This window comes from Sediminicoccus rosea, assembly GCF_033547095.1.
In the GTDB taxonomy this organism is placed as follows: Bacteria; Pseudomonadota; Alphaproteobacteria; order Acetobacterales; family Acetobacteraceae; genus Roseococcus; species Roseococcus rosea.
This window is the reverse complement of record NZ_CP137852.1, coordinates 2,166,307-2,183,510: the sequence shown is the minus strand read 5'-3', so window position 1 is coordinate 2,183,510 and position 17,204 is coordinate 2,166,307. Positions and strand designations below refer to the sequence as shown.

General features: G+C 71.3%; 14 protein-coding genes. 3 read left to right on the top strand and 11 right to left on the bottom strand.

Annotation, left to right across the window (positions count from 1 at the left end):
* Positions 1–12 precede the first annotated feature (12 nt).
* Positions 13–1,608: a cisplatin damage response ATP-dependent DNA ligase gene (locus R9Z33_RS10525; RefSeq protein WP_318651250.1), complete on the bottom strand. Its 1,596-nt coding sequence runs from the start codon at positions 1,606–1,608 to the stop codon at positions 13–15.
* The gene (locus R9Z33_RS10520; protein WP_318651249.1) at positions 1,605–2,621 is read right to left on the bottom strand and encodes a ligase-associated DNA damage response exonuclease; all 1,017 of its coding nucleotides are present in this window, start codon (positions 2,619–2,621) and stop codon (positions 1,605–1,607) included. Before R9Z33_RS10520 ends, R9Z33_RS10525 begins: the two co-directional genes overlap by 4 nt.
* Positions 2,622–2,675: 54 nt before the next feature.
* Here R9Z33_RS10520 and R9Z33_RS10515 point away from each other — a divergent pair, with 54 nt between their 5' ends.
* A complete protein-coding gene (locus R9Z33_RS10515; RefSeq protein WP_318651248.1) occupies positions 2,676–5,171 on the top strand; it encodes a ligase-associated DNA damage response DEXH box helicase in 2,496 nt (831 codons plus the stop codon).
* A gap of 13 nt (positions 5,172–5,184) precedes the next feature.
* Here the strand turns inward: R9Z33_RS10515 and R9Z33_RS10510 are convergent, their stop codons facing one another.
* A complete protein-coding gene (locus R9Z33_RS10510; protein WP_318651247.1) occupies positions 5,185–6,621 on the bottom strand; it encodes a TRIC cation channel family protein in 1,437 nt (478 codons plus the stop codon).
* Positions 6,622–6,852: 231 nt separating this feature from the next.
* Between R9Z33_RS10510 and pdeM the strand changes: the two genes are divergently transcribed.
* A complete protein-coding gene (gene pdeM / locus R9Z33_RS10505; RefSeq protein ID WP_318651246.1) occupies positions 6,853–7,572 on the top strand; it encodes a ligase-associated DNA damage response endonuclease PdeM in 720 nt (239 codons plus the stop codon).
* On the opposite strand, the gene R9Z33_RS10500 is transcribed toward pdeM, so the two are convergent.
* Both R9Z33_RS10500 and R9Z33_RS10495 read right to left on the bottom strand, forming a co-directional pair.
* A complete protein-coding gene (locus R9Z33_RS10500) occupies positions 7,550–8,149 on the bottom strand; it encodes a fasciclin domain-containing protein (RefSeq protein WP_318651245.1) in 600 nt (199 codons plus the stop codon). The two genes, pdeM and R9Z33_RS10500, sit on opposite strands and share 23 nt — an antisense overlap.
* Before the next feature lie 87 nt (positions 8,150–8,236).
* On the bottom strand, positions 8,237–9,118 hold the full coding sequence (locus tag R9Z33_RS10495) for an amidohydrolase family protein (protein ID WP_318651244.1): 882 nt from the start codon (positions 9,116–9,118) through the stop codon (positions 8,237–8,239).
* Positions 9,119–9,183: 65 nt separating this feature from the next.
* Between R9Z33_RS10495 and R9Z33_RS10490 the strand changes: the two genes are divergently transcribed.
* Positions 9,184–9,933 carry an SDR family oxidoreductase gene (locus R9Z33_RS10490; RefSeq protein WP_318651243.1) on the top strand — a complete coding sequence of 250 codons (750 nt, stop codon included), beginning with the start codon at positions 9,184–9,186 and terminating at the stop codon, positions 9,931–9,933.
* A 15-nt stretch (positions 9,934–9,948) separates the two neighbouring features.
* Here the strand turns inward: R9Z33_RS10490 and alaS are convergent, their stop codons facing one another.
* From alaS to recA, 6 genes are all read right to left on the bottom strand, one after another.
* Positions 9,949–12,591 carry an alanine--tRNA ligase gene (gene alaS, locus R9Z33_RS10485; RefSeq protein ID WP_318651242.1) on the bottom strand — a complete coding sequence of 881 codons (2,643 nt, stop codon included), beginning with the start codon at positions 12,589–12,591 and terminating at the stop codon, positions 9,949–9,951.
* Positions 12,592–12,660: 69 nt separating this feature from the next.
* On the bottom strand, positions 12,661–14,124 hold the full coding sequence (locus R9Z33_RS10480; RefSeq protein WP_318651241.1) for a methyl-accepting chemotaxis protein: 1,464 nt from the start codon (positions 14,122–14,124) through the stop codon (positions 12,661–12,663).
* 10 nt (positions 14,125–14,134) lie between these two features.
* Positions 14,135–14,425 carry a hypothetical protein gene (locus R9Z33_RS10475; protein ID WP_318651240.1) on the bottom strand — a complete coding sequence of 97 codons (291 nt, stop codon included), beginning with the start codon at positions 14,423–14,425 and terminating at the stop codon, positions 14,135–14,137.
* A gap of 69 nt (positions 14,426–14,494) precedes the next feature.
* A complete protein-coding gene (locus tag R9Z33_RS10470) occupies positions 14,495–14,893 on the bottom strand; it encodes an AtzH-like domain-containing protein (RefSeq protein ID WP_318651239.1) in 399 nt (132 codons plus the stop codon).
* On the bottom strand, positions 14,890–16,056 hold the full coding sequence (locus R9Z33_RS10465; protein WP_318651238.1) for an amidase: 1,167 nt from the start codon (positions 16,054–16,056) through the stop codon (positions 14,890–14,892). Before R9Z33_RS10465 ends, R9Z33_RS10470 begins: the two co-directional genes overlap by 4 nt.
* Positions 16,057–16,110: 54 nt before the next feature.
* Complete coding sequence (gene recA, locus R9Z33_RS10460; RefSeq protein ID WP_318651237.1) at positions 16,111–17,148, bottom strand: recombinase RecA; 1,038 nt, start codon at positions 17,146–17,148, stop codon at positions 16,111–16,113.
* Positions 17,149–17,204: the final 56 nt, after the last annotated feature.

Genomic DNA, 17,204 nt, shown 5'->3' with positions numbered 1-17,204 from the left:
AACGCCCGGTCTTCACCGCTTGATCAGCGCCTCCAGCGTCTCCAGCCGGTCGGCCTCCTCCGCGGGCTTGTCGCGGCGGATGCGGGCGATGCGCGGGAAGCGCAGCGCGACGCCCGACTTGTGGCGCGGCGAATATTGGGCCGCGTCGAACTCCACCTCCAGCACCAGGGCCTTCTCCACCTCCCGCACCGGGCCGAAGCGGGCGGTGGTGTGGTCGCGAATCCATTTGTCGAGGAAGGCGAGCTCGGCATCGGTATAGCCGGAATAGGCCTTGCCGATGGGCACGAGCTCCTCTTCCCCCTTTGGGCCGCGCCAGAGCCCGAAGGTATAGTCGGAATAGAAGCTGCTGCGCTTGCCGTGGCCGCGCTGGGCATACATCAGCACCGCATCCACGTTCAGCGGGTCACGCTTCCATTTCCACCAGGGCCCCTTCACGCGGCCGGGCGAATAGACGCTGTCGCCGCGCTTGAGCATCAGCCCCTCGATGGAGGCGGCGCGCGTGCCGGCGCGGATGTCGGCCAGTTCCTCCATGGTGGCGAAGGCGATCAGGGGCGAGAGGTCCATGCGGGCCGGCGCCTCGCGCGCATACCAGGCTTCGAGGCGCGCGCGGCGTTCATCGAAGGGCAGCGCGCGCAGATCCGCCTCGCCGTCGAAGAGCAGGTCATAGAGACGCACATGGGCGGGGTGGTCGCGCAGCATCCTGGCCGTCACGCTCTTGCGGTTGAGGCGCTGCTGCAGGTCGCCGAAGGGCGCCACCTCCCCTTCCCGCATCACGAGCAATTCGCCATCGGCCACGCCATGGAACTGCATCGCCGCGATGATCTCCGGGAAGCTGCCCGAGATGTCCTCGCCCGAGCGGGACCAGAGCCGCGCGCCGCCGGGCCCGGCCGTGAGCTGCACGCGGATGCCGTCCCATTTCCACTCCGCGCGCCAGTCGGGCGCGTGCAGCCTGGCGAAATCCGCCTCCTCCAGCGGGTGGGCCAGCATGAGGGGGCGGAAGACCGGCGCGCCGTTCGGATCAGGACGCGGGCCCTTCCCTTCCAGCCAGGCGAAGAGCGGGAGGTAGGGCGGGGACACCCCGTGCCAGACCTCCTCGATTTCGCCGAGCTCGGCTTGCGCCCATTCCGCCAGCGCGGCCTTGGCCAGCCGGGCCGAGGCGCCGACGCGCAGCCCGCCGGTGATGAGCTTGATGAGCGCGAGCCGCGCGCCCGATTCCAGCGCGTCCAGCCAGGCGGCGATGATGCCCGGCAGCGCGGCCTTCGGCGCCGTCTCCAGCGTCCGGATCACCTCGGCCAGGCCCGGTGGCGGCGCATTGCGGCGGTCGCCCTCGGGCCAGAGCAGGGCGATGGTCTCGGCCAGATCGCCCACATAATCGTAGCTGAGGGCGAAGAGCGTCGGGTCCGTGCGTTCCGCGATCAGCTCGCGCAGCAGCGCGGGCTTGGCGGTGCGCAGGCTGAGTTCGCCCGCCAGCGCGGCGAGGCCGATGCCGCGATCGGGATCAGGCTGCCCCGCGAACCATTGCCGCAGCAAGGCGAGCTTGCCATTGCGGCCCGGCGTGAAGAGCAGGCGTTCCAACAGCTCCGCGAAGGCTTCGAGGCTGCCGCTCATTCCTCCTCCCCCTCGCCGCGCCCCACCAGGTGCAGCGCGCGGCCGCGGATGCCGCGCTGCGCCAGCGCATGGATCAACGCCTCCTCACGCCCATGCGTCACCCAGACCTCGCCGGCCTCCACCTCGGTGCAGGTGGCGAGGAGCTCGGGCCAATCGGCATGGTCGCTGATGACCATGGGGAGTTCCACGCCGCCCTGGCGGGCGCGCTGCCGCACGCGCATCCAGCCCGAGGCGAGGCAGGGAATGGGCTCGGAAAGGCGCCGCGCCCAGCGATCGGCGATGGCCGAGGGCGGGGCCAGCACGATGGCGCCCGCCAACTTCTCTTTCCCCGCCACCGTCGCCGGCACCAGCGGGCCGAGCGTCACGCCGAGTTCCTCATAGAGCGTGCAGAGCTTCATCAGCGCGCCATGCAGCGGGATGGGCGCCTCCCAGCCCGCCTCCCGCAGCAGCGAGATCAGCCGCTGCGCCTTGCCCAGCGCATAGCAGCCGATGACATGGGTGCGCTCGGGGAAGAGGGCGACGGAGCGCAGCAGCCGCGCGATCTCCTGCCCGGCCGGGGGGTGGGTGAAGACGGGCAGCGCGAAGGTGGCTTCCGTCACGAAGACGTCGCAGCGCTCCGGCTCGAAGGGCGCGCAGGTGGCGTCATGCCGGCGCTTGTAGTCGCCGCTGACGACGGCGCGCGACCCCTGCCATTCCAGGCAGACCTGCGCCGAGCCCAGCACATGCCCGGCCGGGCGCAGCCAGAGCTTCACGCCGTTGATCGTCAGCGTCTCGCCATAGGGCAGCGCCTGTTGCGTGGCACCCGCGCGGTCCTCGCCCATGCGGGCGCGCATGATGGCGAGCGTCTCGGCCGTGGCCAGCACATGGGCATGGCCGGGGCGGGCGTGGTCGCTATGGCCATGGGTGATGACGGCGCGCTCCACCGCGCGCACCGGGTCCACGAAGAAGCCGCCCGGCTCGCAGAACAGGCCATCCGGCGTCACGCGCAGCCAGGTTTCGGGATGGGGGGGCATTCGCGTCTTCACCTCGGGACCGCCACCCCATATAGCTGGGGTGCCGTGAGAACAATGCCAGAACTTTTCGCCCGCTGGTTCAAGGGGCGCGGCTGGGCGCCCCGGGCGCATCAGCTCGACATGCTGGCCGCAGCGCGCGCCGGGCAATCCGCCCTGCTGATCGCGCCGACCGGCGGCGGCAAGACGCTGGCGGGCTTCCTGCCCTCCCTCATCGCGCTGCATGAGGCACCGCGCGAGGGGCTGCACACGCTCTACATCTCGCCGCTCAAAGCGCTGGCGGTGGACATCGCCCGCAACCTGGAGGCGCCGATCGCCGAGATGGGCCTGCCCATCCGCGTCGAGACCCGCACGGGCGACACGCCGGCCAATCGCCGCGCCCGCCAGCGCGAGACGCCGCCGCAGATCCTGCTGACGACGCCCGAGAGCCTGACGCTGCTGCTCTCGCTGCCCGATGCGGCGGAGATGTTCGGCGGGCTTGCGGCCATCGTGGTGGATGAGGCGCATGCGCTGGCCGGCACCAAGCGGGGCGACCAGCTGTGCCTCGGACTGTCGCGCCTCGCCACGCTGGCGCCCGGCGCGCGGCGCGTGGGCCTTTCGGCCACGGTGAACCACCCGGAGGCGCTGCGCGCCTGGCTTTCGCCCAGCGCACGCGCGCAGGATGTGGCGCTGATCCGCGCGCAGGGCGGCGCGGCGCCGCGGCTTGGCGTGCAATTGCCCGAAGGGCGGCTGCCCTGGGGCGGCCATATGGGGCTCGATTCCGCGCCCGAGATCCTGGCGCGCATCGCGGCCAGCCGCGTCACCATCGTCTTCGTGAACACCCGCGCCCAGGCGGAGCTGATCTTCGCCGCCCTCTGGAAGATCAACGAGGATTCGCTGCCCATCGCCGTGCATCACGGCAGCCTGACGGTCGAGCAGCGCCGCAAGGTGGAAGCGGCCATGGCGGCGGGCAGGCTGCGCGGCGTGGTCGCCACCTCGTCGCTCGATCTCGGCATTGACTGGGGCGATGTGGACCAGGTGATCCAGGTGGGCGCGCCCAAGGGCGTCTCCCGCCTGCTGCAACGCGTGGGCCGCGCCAATCACCGCATGGACGAGGCGAGTGCCGCGCTGCTGGTGCCCGCCAACCGCTTCGAGGTGATCGAATGCGCCGCCGCCCTCGAGAGCATCGCCGCCGGCGAGCTGGATGGCGAGCCGCCGCGCCCGGGCGGGCTGGATGTTCTGGCGCAGCACATCCTTGCCATGGCCTGCCACGCGCCCTTCCGGCCGGATGATCTCTATACCGAAGTGACCCGCGCCGGCGCCTATGCGGAACTCAGCCGCCGCGATTTCGACGATGTGCTGCGCTTCGTCGAGGATGGCGGCTATGCGCTGGCGAATTACGAGCGCTGGCGCCGCCTCTTCCGCGATTCCGAGGGCCTCGTGCATGTGCGCGGCACCGCCGTCGCGCGGCAATTGCGCCTCAACCTCGGCACCATCGTCGAACTGCCGCTGATGAAGGTGAAGCTGCGCGGCGGCCCCGTGCTGGGCGAGGTGGAGGAGTGGTTCATCTCCACCCTCAGCCCCGGCGACACCTTCCGCTTCGCCGGCCAGGTTCTGCAATATGAGGGCATCTCCGGCGTCACCGCCGAGGTCTCGCGCGGCGGCACGCGGGAGCCGCGCGTGCCGGCCTATGGCGGTGCCCGCATGCCGCTCTCCACCCATCTCGCCGACCGCGTGCGCGGCATCCTGAGCGACCCCACGCATTGGGCCATGCTGCCCGAGAGCGTGCGCGAATGGCTCGGCATGCAGCGCCTCAAGAGCGAATTGCCCAGTGCGGACGGCCTGCTGGTCGAAACCTTCCCGCGCGGCGGGCGCTGGTATCTGGTCGCCTATTGCTTCGAGGGTCGCCTCGCGCACCAGACGCTCGGCATGCTCGCGACGCGGCGGATGGAGCGGCTGGGCTGGGGGCCGCTCGGCTTCGTCGCCACCGACTATATCCTCGCCTGCTGGACCGCCTTCGAACCCGGCGACCCCGCCGAACTCTTCATCGAGGACCTGCTGGGCGAGGATCTGGAGGATTGGATGGCGGAGAGCTCCATGCTCCGCCGCACCTTCCGCAACATCGCGACCATCGCGGGCCTGCTGGAGAAGCACCACCCCGGCGCCGAGAAGAACCGCCGGCAGATGAGCGTGAGTTCGGACCTCATCTACGACGTGCTGAGGAAGCACGAGCCCGACCACATCCTGCTGCGCGCCACCCGTGCGGAGGCGGCGCACGGCCTGACCGATGTGCGGCGCATCGGGACCATGCTGGCCCGCGCCAAGGGTCGCATCCGCCACCGCCGGCTGGACCAGGTCTCGCCGCTCGCCGTGCCCGCCATGCTGGAGATCGGCCGCGAATGGGTGGCGGGCGATGCGGAGGAGGCCCTGCTGGCCGAGGCCGCGGCGCTGGTCGCCGAGGCGACGGGCGGGCTCGAGACCTTCGATGAGCCACTCTTCGGCCCGGGCGAGGCTCCCCCCGAACCCAGGCCTGCCCGCGGCGCGCGCCGCCCGCGCGAGCGGCGCCGCCGCTAGGGCAGGCCCGTCTTCAGGGCAGTCCCGGTGCCCGCATGCGGAGCAGCGCCATGCGCGTCAGCACACCGCCCACCACCGTCACCACCACGGCCAGCAGCACCTCCTCGCGCTCGATCACGGCGCTGCGCCATTCAAGCCAGAACGAGAGGATGACGCTCCAGATGACGGCGACCTCGCCATAGAAGCCGGTCTTGAGGTTGGGCACATCGCCGCCGCCGCGGATGATGTCGCGGATGATGCCGCCCCCCGCCCCGGTGATGGCGCCCAGCAGCGGGCCCCAGAGCCAGAGCGGGCCCGCCGTGCCGACGGCGACGGCCACACCCACCACGGTGAAGGCGCCGAGGCCGATCGCATCGGCCAGGTCGAACAGGCGCTCGCGCCAGGCGCCGCCCGTTGGGCCGGTGGGCAGGCGCGGCAGGGCCGCATTCAGCCGGCCCACCAGATAGGCCAGCAGCACCGTGCCCAGCACGAGTTGCAGGTAGATCGGGCTGCTCATCACGCCGATCGGGTGGCGGGCCACCAGCAGGTCGCGCAGCACGCCGCCACCCACCGCCGCCGTCAATGCCAGCACCAGTCCACCAAACAGGCTGTAGCGCCCCGACCGCGCCGCCAGGTAGCCGGCCAGCGCGGCGGCGACGGTGCCGATCACCTCCAGCACGAAGAACCAGCGGGAGTTGAGGGTCAGGCCCAGCAGCACGGGCGCACGGAACCGGACGGCGATCCTGTCCAGCGTGCCATCGGCGCGCAGCGCCGCGATGGCGGCGTCGAAGGCCGCGACGGTCGCTTCCGGCACGCGGGGGCTGAACATCAGGTGCAGCGGGATGCGGATGCGAAGGCTGCCATTCTCCTCCACCGCACGCGGGTTGGCGCTGGCGGCCACCAGCGCGGCGGCGGAGAGGCGCTCGGCCAGGAAGCCGTCGATCTCGCCCGCCAGCAGCAGGCGCAGATTGGCGGCATCGCTGGCGCTGCGCCTGACCCGCGGCCCGCGGGCGGGATCGGCCAGCCAGGCGTCCAGCGCCGGGTCGCCGTAGGAGAAGCCCTCGATCACGCCGATCCGGAACTCCGAATCCCGCAGCTGCGCCAGCAGCCCCGCCGCATCCGCGGCGCTGGGCTGCCCCGCGCCGCCGCGTCGCTGGATCAGGACGTTCACATCCTGGCGATAGGCACGGCTCATCCGCCCCGCCGCCGCGCGCTCCGCCGTCCAGGCGATGCCGGACGCGAGGTCGCGCCGGCCGGCGGGCACGTCCTGCATCAGGTCCGGATAGGCGACACGCGTGAAGGCGAGCCCATGGCCGGCACGGGCGGCGATGGCGCGCACCATCTCGATGTCGAGCCCGGTCAGGCCGGCCGGGCCCTCGCTCTGGAAGGGCGCCGTGGAATACCAGCCGATGGCCAGCGGCGCCTGGGCCCGGGCCGGCCCCCAGGCAAGACAGAGACCGAACGCAACCAACCACAGCCGATGCAACACGCGCCGATCCGCTCCAATACCTGACAGATCATGGTGATGGCGAAGCAGCCGGGCGCGCAAGCCGCAACTTGCCCCCATGGGGATGGCTGCGGATGGCCGCGGACCACTCAGCATGATCCGGCCGTCATCGCGCCGATGATTCGGCGCTGCGGCGATTCCGCCCCGGCGCATCATGCTCTAAGAGACTGGACCGATGCCCCGCCGGATCACCCGATGATCGCCGCCCCCCTGCACCTGGCGGGCGAGCGCCTGATGCTCTGCCCGAGCGGCGTCGCCCTCTGGCCGGCCACGCGCACGCTCATCGTCGCCGACCTGCATTTCGAGAAGGGCAGCGCCCAGGCCATGCGCGGCCACCCCGTGCCGCCCTACGACACGCGGGAGACGCTGACGCGCCTGGCCTTCGCCCTGCGCCGCCACGCGCCGCGGCGCGTCATCGTGCTGGGCGATGCGCTGCATGATGATGGCGCGCTGGCGCGCATGGCGCCGGCGGATCTCGCCGCGCTCCAGCGCCTGCTCTCGCAGTGCGAGGTGCTTTGGATCGCGGGCAACCACGACCCCTCGCCGCAGCCCGGGCTGCCCGGGCAATGCGTGCCTGACTGGAAGGAAGGGCGGCTGCATTTCCGCCATATCGGCGGCGCGACCCCCCTGCCCCGCCATGAGGCGGAACTGAGCGGCCATTACCACCCCAAGGCGACCCTGCCGACCCGGGCCGGGGGCGTCACGCGCCCCTGCTTCCTGGCGAGCGGCCAGCGCCTGGTGCTGCCCGCCTTCGGCGCCTTCACGGGCGGGCTCGACGTGCTGGACCCCGCGATGTCGGCGGTGGCGCGCGGCGCCCTGCGCGTCTTCCTGCTCGGGCGGGAGAGGCTGCACAGCGCCGCCTTCGAGGCGCTGCGCCAGCCCTTCGCCGCGGCTACTGGATCAGCGGCTCGCTGATCGGCAGCACGATGCCGTTGCTGCAGATGATCTCCCGCGAGCCCAGCGTGATCGGCGAGAGGGGGATGTTGATGCCGCCCACGCCGAAGCCGCTGTCGCCCACGATCCGCGCCTGGACGAGATTGCCCTGGCCGCCGTTGAACTCGACCTGGTTGCCGTTGCGCGTCCGCACCTGCGTGGTGCGGCCCAGCATCATCTCCATGGGGTAGCGCCCCTCGATGATGTGCATGTTGCCGAAGGCGAGCAGGCGCACGCGGTCGGGGTCCTGGCGCTGCGCGCCGGAGCCACCGGTGCTGGGGTCCAGCATCTCGCGCAGCGAATTGGGCATGCGCGCCATCGCCGCGTTGTTGGGCGCGAGCACGGTGTAGGGCCCCGCGCCACGCAGCGTCTCGACCAGGCCCGCGCGCGAGATCATCTCGATGAAGTTGTCGTAGTTGCCGGCGGCCGCCAGCGCATCCACCACATTGGTGGGCTGGACGAGGCCGGGCACGACGCCCTGGGCGCGCGGTTGGGCGAAGAGCGTGGCGGGCAGCAGGGCGGCGGTGGCGCCAAGCAGGAACAGGCGGCGTTGGGGCATGTGGGGGTCCTCCAGGAGGGGTTGTCCGAATACCCCGTGGGAACGCCCCAATGCGCGGCCCGGTTGCAGCCGGCCGCCAGGAAAGCGTCAGCGCGGCTGTTGGCCGAAGCCGTAGAGCGCCGCCGGGTTCTCCACCAGGATGCGGTGGCGCGCGGCCTCCTCCGGCACCCAGTCGAAGAGCCAGTCGAGCAGCAGGCCGTCATCCAGCATCTGCGCGGGCGTGGCGAATTGCGTATGCGGCCAGTCGGTGCCCCAGACGCAGCGCTCGGGCGCGGCGGCCACGAAGCGGCGCGCGATGGGCGCGAGGTCGGCATAGGGTGGCCGGCTCGCGCGGTAGCCGCAGAGCTTTACGTGCACGCGGCCGTCCTCCATCAGGCGGAGTGCGGCGGCGAGATGCGCGCCATCGGGGCCCTGTGCCGCATCCACGCCGGCCATGTGGTCCAGCACCAGCGGCACCGGCAGGGCCGCGAGGCGGGGCGCCAGCGCCGCCAGCACATCGCCCTTCATGTAGAGCTGGATATGCCAGCCGAGATCGGCCACGCGGCGCGCCAGGGATTCGAGCTGCTCGACCGGCGTGCCATTGCCGCTGACCGCGTTGAAGCGCACGCCGACGGCGCCCGCATCGGCCAGGCGCCGCAACTCGGCGCCGCTCGCGTGCTCATCCACCACCACGATGGCGCGCGCCTTGTCCTGCCCGAACTGCGCGACCGCATCCATCGTGACCGCATTGTCCGTGCCATAGACGCTGGCCTGCACGACGACGCGCCGCGTGAGGCCGAGCGTCCTCGCCATGTCGAGGTAATGGCCGATCAGTGCGGGCGGCGGCGTATAGGGCCGGGTCGCGCTCATCGGGAAGCGGTCATAGGGGCCGAAGATGTGGAAATGGCTGTCGCAGCTGCCCTCGGGCGCGCGCTGCCGGGGCGGGTTGGTCACGGCATGGGCGGGGGCGCAGGTGAAGGTCAGGTCCATGGGGTGAGATTGCGGGCATCGCGCGGCCGGCGCAATCTGGTGCCACAGCATGCGGGAGAGACGCGATGAGCAAGGTTGCGGTGGTGACGGGGGCGAGCACGGGAATCGGGCGCGCCGTGGCGCTTGGTTTGTTGAAGGCGGGATACCGCGTGGCGCTGGCCGCCCGCCGCCAGGATGCGCTGGATGAGACGGCGCAGATGGCAGGCGCCAACAGCGTCAATGCCCTGCCGATGGCGACCGACGTGGCCTCGCCCGATGGCGTGAACGCGCTGTTCGCCGCGCTGAAGGCCAAGTGGGGCCGCTGCGACCTGCTGTTCAACAATGCCGGCATGGGCGTGCAGGGCTACCTGCTGGAGGACCTTCCCGTCGAGAAGTGGCTGGAGGTGGTGAACGTCAACCTCACCGGCAGCTTCCTCTGCGCGCAGCAGGCCTTCCGCATGATGAAGGAGCAGACGCCGCAGGGCGGGCGCATCATCAACAACGGCTCGATCAGCGCGCATACGCCGCGGCCGGACAGCGTGGCCTATACGGCGACGAAGCACGCCATCACGGGCCTCACCAAGTCGCTCATCCTGGATGGGCGGAAATACAACATCTCGGCCGGTCAGATCGACATCGGCAATGCGGCGACGAACATGACGGCGCGCATGCAGAAGGGCGTGAAGCAGCCCAATGGCGAGATGATGGTGGAGGCCACGATGGACGTGCAGAACGTGGCGAACGCCGTGCTCTTCATGGACAGCGTGACGCCCGAGGCGAACGTGCCCTTCCTGACGGTGAAGGCCTCGCTCATGCCGTGGGAGGGGCGGGGCTGAGCCCCGCCGCCCGGCTCACGCCGTCGCCAGGGCGATCCTGACGGCGGCCAGCGCCTCTTCCGTCTTGTCGCCATCCGGGCCGCCGGCCTGGGCCATGTCCGGCCGGCCGCCGCCGCCCTTGCCGCCCACGGCGGCGGAGGCGGCGCGCACCAGCGCCACGGCATCGGCGCGGCCCTTGGCCACCTCGCCCACGCCGACCACGATGCTGGCCTTGCCCTCGGCGCTGGAGACCAGCGCCACGACATCGGCCGCGCCGCCCTTCAGGATGGCCTCGGCCAGGCCCTTCAGCTCCTTGCCCGGCATGTCGCCCAGGTCCCGCAGGGCGAGGCGCAGCCCGGCCACCGTTTCCACCTCGACGCCGGCCGTCGCCATCTTCTTGCGCGTCTCGGTGAGGTCGCGCTCCAGCTGGCGGCGATCCTCGACCAGCGCGGCCACACGGGCCGGCAGGTCGGCCGGGCTCACCTTCAGCACGGCGGCGGCCTCGCGCAGCAGGCGGGCCTCCGCCTCCATCGCGGCATAGGCGGCAGCGCCCGTGACGGCTTCGATGCGGCGCACGCCGGCGGCGACGGCGCCCTCGGAGACGAGGCGGAACATGCCGATATCGCCGGTGCGCTTCACATGCGTGCCGCCGCAGAGCTCGATGGAGTAGTGGCCCTTGCGGTCCACCGCCTCGGGGTCATGCCCCATGGCGACGACGCGGACCTCCTCGCCATATTTCTCGCCGAAGAGGGCCATCGCACCTTCCGCCACGGCGGCGTCCGGCGTCATCAGGCGCGTCGTCACCTCGGCATTCTCGCGGATGCGGGCATTCACCTCGGCCTCGACCCAGGCCAGGTCCTCGGCGGCGATGGGGGTGGGCTGGCTCACGTCGAAGCGCAGGCGCTCCGGCGCCACCAGCGAGCCCTTCTGCGACACATGGGTGCCGAGCCGGCGGCGCAGCGCCTCATGCAGCAGGTGGGTCGCCGAATGGTGGGCGCGGATCGCGCCGCGGCGCGTGTGGTCCACCTCGGCGATCACCGCCTGGCCCACGCTCACATCGCCGCTCTCGACCTTGCCGAGATGGACAAAGAGGTCACCCAGCTTCTTCTGCGTGTCGCGGATGCGGATCACGGCGTCGCCCGCGCGGATCACGCCGGCATCGCCCTGCTGGCCGCCGCTTTCGCCATAGAAGGGCGTCTGGTTCAGGATGATCGAGACCTCGCGGCCCTGCGTCACGCTGTTCACCGAGGCGCCGTCCGCCACGATGGCGGCGATGCTGCCCTCGGCCGTCTCGGTCGAGTAGCCGAGGAACTCGGTGGCGCCGAGCTTCTCCTTCAGGTCGAACCAGAGCGTCTCGGTCGCGGCCTCGCCCGAGCCCGCCCAGGCGGCGCGGGCGCGCTTCTTCTGCTCGGCCATGGCGGCGTCGAAGCCGGCCACGTCCACGGCGCGGCCCTCGGCGCGCAGCGCGTCCTGCGTGAGGTCGAGCGGGAAGCCGTAGGTGTCGTAGAGGCGGAAGGCCACGTCACCGGGGAGCGCTTCCTTCTCGCCAAGCTTGGCCTTCTCGGCCTCGAGCAGGCCGAGGCCGCGATCCAGCAGGGTGCGGAAGCGCGTCTCCTCGAGCTTGAAGGTCTCGGTGATCAGCGAGGCGGCGCGCGACAGCTCCGGATAGGCGGCCGCCATCTGCCGCTCCAGCGCGGGGAAGAGGCGATGCAGCAGCGGCTCGGCCGCACCCATCATGTGGGCGTGGCGCATGGCGCGGCGGAGGATGCGGCGCAGCACATAGCCGCGACCCTCATTGGAGGGCAGCACGCCATCGGCGATCAGGAAGGCGCCGGCGCGGAGGTGATCGGCCACCACGCGGTGCGAGGCGCGGAAGAGGCCATCCGGCTCCTGCCCCGTCAGCTGCGCGGATTCGAGGATGATCGCGCGGAAGGTGTCGGTGTCGTAGTTGTCGTGCTTGCCCTGGAGGATGGCGGCGAAGCGCTCCAGGCCCATGCCCGTGTCGATCGAGGGGCGCGGCAGCGGGTTCCGGGTGCCCTTGGGCTCCTCCAGGAACTGCATGAAGACCAGGTTCCAGATCTCGATGAAGCGGTCGCCATCCTGGTCGGCGCTGCCGGGCGGGCCGCCCGGGATCTTGTCGCCATGGTCGAAGAAGATTTCCGAGCAGGGGCCGCAGGGGCCCGTGTCGCCCATGCGCCAGAAATTATCGTCCGTCGCGATGCGGATGATGCGGCTGTCAGGCAGGCCCGCGATCTTCTTCCAATAGCCCGCCGCCTGCTCATCCTCGGAATAGACGGTGACCAGCAGCCGCTCCTTCGGCAGCGCGAAATCCTTGGTGATCAGGTTCCAGGCGTGCTCGATCGCCTGTTCCTTGAAGTAGTCACCGAAGGAGAAATTCCCCAGCATCTCGAAGAATGTGTGGTGGCGCGCCGTGTAGCCGACATTGTCGAGGTCGTTGTGCTTGCCGCCGGCACGGACGCATTTCTGCGCCGTGGTGGCCGTCACATAGTCGCGCTTCTCCTGCCCGGTGAAGACGTTCTTGAACTGCACCATGCCGGAATTGGCGAACATGAGCGTCGGATCATTGCGCGGGACGAGCGGGCTGCTCTCCACCACGCGATGGCCGTTGCGCGCGAAATAGCCGAGGAAGGTCGCGCGGATGTCGTTGCTGCTGCTCATGAAGGACGCCTGACAAGGAGTGTAGCGGGTGGATTACCGCGCCCCGCCTCCCCTCTCAATAGGCGGCGGTCAGGCGGCGCGCAGCCCCTGTGCCGTCTCCCCCACCGCCGCGCGCAGGCTGGCGGCCTCGCCCCGCAGCCCCTCGGCCATGCGCTCCAGCCCGGTCACGGCCTCCGCCGTCGTGCCGATGCGCTCCACCGCCCTCGTGACGGCGGCCGAGGCATTGCCCGTGCCGCGCGCCACTTCGGCGCTGGCGCCGGCGATTTCCCGCGTGGCATTCCCCTGCTCGGCCACGGCCGCGGCGATGATGGCGGCCACCTCGTTCACCTCGCCCACCACGCCTGCGATGGATTGCATGGCGGTCACGGCCTCGGCCGTCGCCGCCTGGATGGCGCCGACCTGATGGCCGATCTCCTCCGTCGCCTTGGCCGTCTGCCCCGCCAGGTTCTTCACCTCGCTCGCCACCACGGCGAAGCCCTTGCCGGCATCCCCCGCCCGCGCCGCCTCGATCGTGGCGTTCAATGCCAGCAGATTGGTCTGGCCCGCGATGTCGCTGATCAGCCGCACCACATCGCCGATCCGCTGCGCCCCGTCGGAGAGGCTGCGAACCAGGGCATCCGTGCCTTCGACCTGGGCGCTCGCCCGGCCGGCCACCTGGCTCGCCTGGGCGACCTGGCGGGTGATCTCGGCCACGGCGGCGGCCAGCTGCTCGGAGGCGGCGGCGACGGTCTGCACGCCGGAGGAAGCCTCCTCCACCGCACCCTGTGCGATGGCGGCCTCCCGTGCCGCGCCCTCCGCCTCGGCTGCGATCCGCTTGGCGCTGTCATCCAGCGTGCCCGAGGCGGCCTCCACCCCCTGGGCGACGCCGCCCAGCGAGCGCTCGATGCGCTCGGCCGTCGCGGCGCGGGCCTCGCGCGCTTCCCGCGCGGCGGCAGCCTCCAGCGCCTGGCGGCGTTCCACCGCCGCCAACTCGGCCTGGCGCGAATGCTCGGCCTGGACGATGGCGGCCCGGGCCGCCTCCGCCGCGCGCCGCATGCCGGCCACCAGCACCAGCAGGCCGGCCGCCTCGACCAGGAGGATCACCGCATGCAGCACGACGCGGCCCAGATCGCCGTCCGGCGTGCCGAAGACCAGGGCGGGGGCGGCGAAGTTCAGCGCCACATGGTGCAGCGCCACGGTGAGCGTGCCGAGCAGGATGGGGCGCGGGTCGCAGAACCCGGCCAGCAGGGCGAGCGCCGCGAAATAGGCCATGTGCACATCCAGCCGCCAGCCGGCGGGGGCCAGCGCCACATGCACCGAGACCACGGCCATGATCCCGACCGCGATGGCCTGCCCCACCGCCGGTGAGGCCACCCCCCCGCGCGCCGCCATCAGCGCCACGACCAGGGCGGCGAGGGCGATGCCGGTGCCAAGCAGCAGGGCCTGGCCCCCCTGCCCCTCCAGCCAGCCGAGCAGGGGCGTGAGAGGCACCATCACCGCCAGCAGCAGCAGGAGCATGCGCCCGGTTCGGGTGCGGAGATCGGTCAGGTCCATGCTGGTTCCTTCAGGGTTGGCGGCAATCATCGGGGGGCACGGCCAGCCAGGCGAAGGCGGCGCCCGAGACCCGGCGCAGCCGCGCGGGATCGGCATCCGGGCTTTCCGGCATGGCGAGGATCAGGGTGAAGGGGCCGCGCTGGGAGATGGCACGGATGCGCCAATCCGCCGCGGCGAAGGCCGCCTCGGCCGGGGCGCCAGGCGGCAGGGCCAGGAGCACGGCCTGGCCCGCGCGCGGCCAGAGGGCCCCGGCGGTCAGCGCCAGGGTCGAGACCAGCAGGAGGGAGAGCGCATGCGCCATGCGGGACTTATTCCGCAGGCGCGTGAATCAAACCTTGCCGCCATCCGCGTTGCCACGGATGGCGCAGCCTCAATAGGCGGGCGTCGCCTCCGTCACCGAGACATGCGCCGAGACCACCTTCCAGCCCAGATCCGGGAAGCGCACCCAGGTCTGCGTCTGGCGTGCCGGCAGGTCACCGCGGCCGCGCATCTTGAAGATGAGGTTCACCACGGCGAAGTCGCGCCCCAGCGTCAGGATGTCGAGCCGCAGGCGCTCCAGCTTGATGCCCGGACCCGGCGGGCGGGCCACGCGATGGGCGTGGATCTCATCGAAGCCATAGCCGTTCTCATGGATGGCGAGGCGGCGCGTGTGCGGCGAATTCCAGAAGGTGTCGTCCAGCACATCCACATCCTTCGAGACGAGCGCCGCTTCGTAGCGCTCGAATTTCTCGCGGATTTCCTCGACCACTTCGGGGATGTTGGGGGTCATGCGGCGTTCTCCAGGGCAAGGGCGGTGCGGATGAGAAGGGCGTCGGCCCCGCGCGCGGCGATCAGCGAGAGCCCGACGGGCCGCCCCTCCACCGTGGCGCCCGGGAGGTTGATCTGCGGATGGCCGGCCAGCCCGCCCTGCGCGCAGAGGCAGAGGATCTGGTCGCGCAGCGGCGTCAGCTCGCCCAGCGGCAGCCCGGCCCTGGGCGCCGGGAAGGGCGTGGTGGGGAGCGCGAGCACGGTGCCTGGCGGCAGCAGGAAGCGCATGCGGCCGCGCACCTCCTGCCGCATCAGCGCGGCCCAGCCGCGATCCGCCTCGCTCGACATGGCGCCCAGCACCAACCCCTTGGCGACAGAGAAGGCGAAGCGCGGATTGTCGCGCTCCACCCATTCGCGGAAGGTCTCCCAGGCTTCGACGGGCTGCAGCACGCGTTGCGCGCGGCCCCAGACGGAGAGGCCGGGCGGGGCCATCAGGTCGAAGCGGGTGTCGGGGATCAGCGCCTTGAGGCGGCGGACCATGGGCTCCAGCGCCGCGGCGGTCGCGGGCTCGGCGAAGCCGAAGGCGTCGCTGGCGATGACGAGGCGGGTCGGCAGCGCCTCGGCAATCGCCTCGCCGAGCAGCACCTCGGAGATGCGGGCGAAGGTCTTGGCGTCCCGCGCGAACCAGCCCGTGGTGTCGGAGGAGGGCGCCTGGGGCAGCATGCCCGTCAGGTCCAGCCGGCCATGCGTGGGGCGGATGCCGTAGAGGCCGCAGAAGCTCGCCGGCACGCGGACCGAGCCGCCGGTATCCGTGCCGAGCGCCGTGTCGCAGATGCCCTGCGCCACCGCGCTGGCCGAACCGGAGGAGGAACCGCCCGGCACATGGCCCGGGGCGGCGGGGTTGAGCGGCGTTCCCTCGAAGGCGTTCTCGCCCAGGATGCCGAGCGAGACCTCATCGGTGATCGTCTTGCCGATCAGGGTGGCGCCCGCATCCAGCAGGGTCTGCACCGCCCAGGCATGGCGGGTGGGCACCGGATTCTGCCGGGCCCAGTCCGGATTGCCGCCGCCGGTCGGCGTGCCCGCCACGTCGAACAGATCCTTCGCGGCGAAGGTCAGGCCCGCGAGCGGCCCGCCCGCGCGCCCCTCGATCCGCACGGAAGAACCTGGAACGAAGGGGGATGTCATGCGGCGCGCTCCGACCAATGGAGCGCGCAGCTTGGCCGCGCGCGCGGCGCTTGGCTACTCGTCCTCGGCCGGGCCGTCGCTGTCGGGCGCCACCATCATGGCGCTGGCGACGGTGGTCGCCTGGCCGCGGATGCGCTTCTCGATGCTCTCGGCCATGGCCGGGTTGTCGCGCAGATACTGCTTCGCGTTCTCGCGGCCCTGGCCGATGCGCTGGCCATCGCAGCTGAACCAGGCGCCCGATTTCTCGACGACGCCGGCCTTCACGCCGAGGTCGATCAGCTCGCCCACCTTGCTGATGCCCTCGCCGTACATGATGTCGAACTCGACCTGCCGGAAGGGCGGCGCCATCTTGTTCTTCACCACCTTCACGCGGGTCTGGTTGCCCGTCGTCTCCTCGCGCTCCTTGATCGCGCCGATGCGGCGGATCTCAAGCCGGCAGGAGGCGTAGAACTTGAGTGCGTTGCCGCCCGTGGTGGTCTCGGGGTTGCCGAACATCACGCCGATCTTGAGGCGGATCTGGTTCAGGAAGATCAGCAGCGTGTTGGAGCGGCTGACCGTGCCGGTCAGCTTGCGCAGCGCCTGGGACATGAGGCGCGCATGCAGGCCGACATGGGTGTCGCCCATCTCGCCCTCCAGCTCGGCCTTCGGCACCAGGGCCGCCACGCTGTCCACCACCAGCACGTCGATCGCGCCGGAGCGCACCAGCGTGTCGGCGATCTCGAGCGCCTGCTCGCCGCCATCGGGCTGGCTGATCAGCAGGTTCTCGACATCCACGCCGAGCTTGCGGGCATAGCTCGGGTCCAGCGCGTGCTCGGCGTCGATGAAGGCGCAGGTGCCGCCCTTCTTCTGGGCCTCGGCGATGGCATGCAGCGCGAGCGTCGTCTTGCCCGAGGATTCGGGGCCGTAGATCTCGATGATGCGGCCCTTGGGGAAGCCGCCAATGCCCAGCGCCAGGTCGAGCCCGAGCGAGCCCGAGGAAATCACCTCGATCCCCTCCATCGCGCTCTTGCTGCCCATGCGCATGATGGAGCCCTTGCCGAACGCACGTTCGATCTGGCTCAGCGCGGCGTCGAGCGCCTTCCCTTTTTCCATCCTGGAGATCCCCTACAACCCATGGCAGCCGTGCCGGGCCAGATTACACGCAAAGC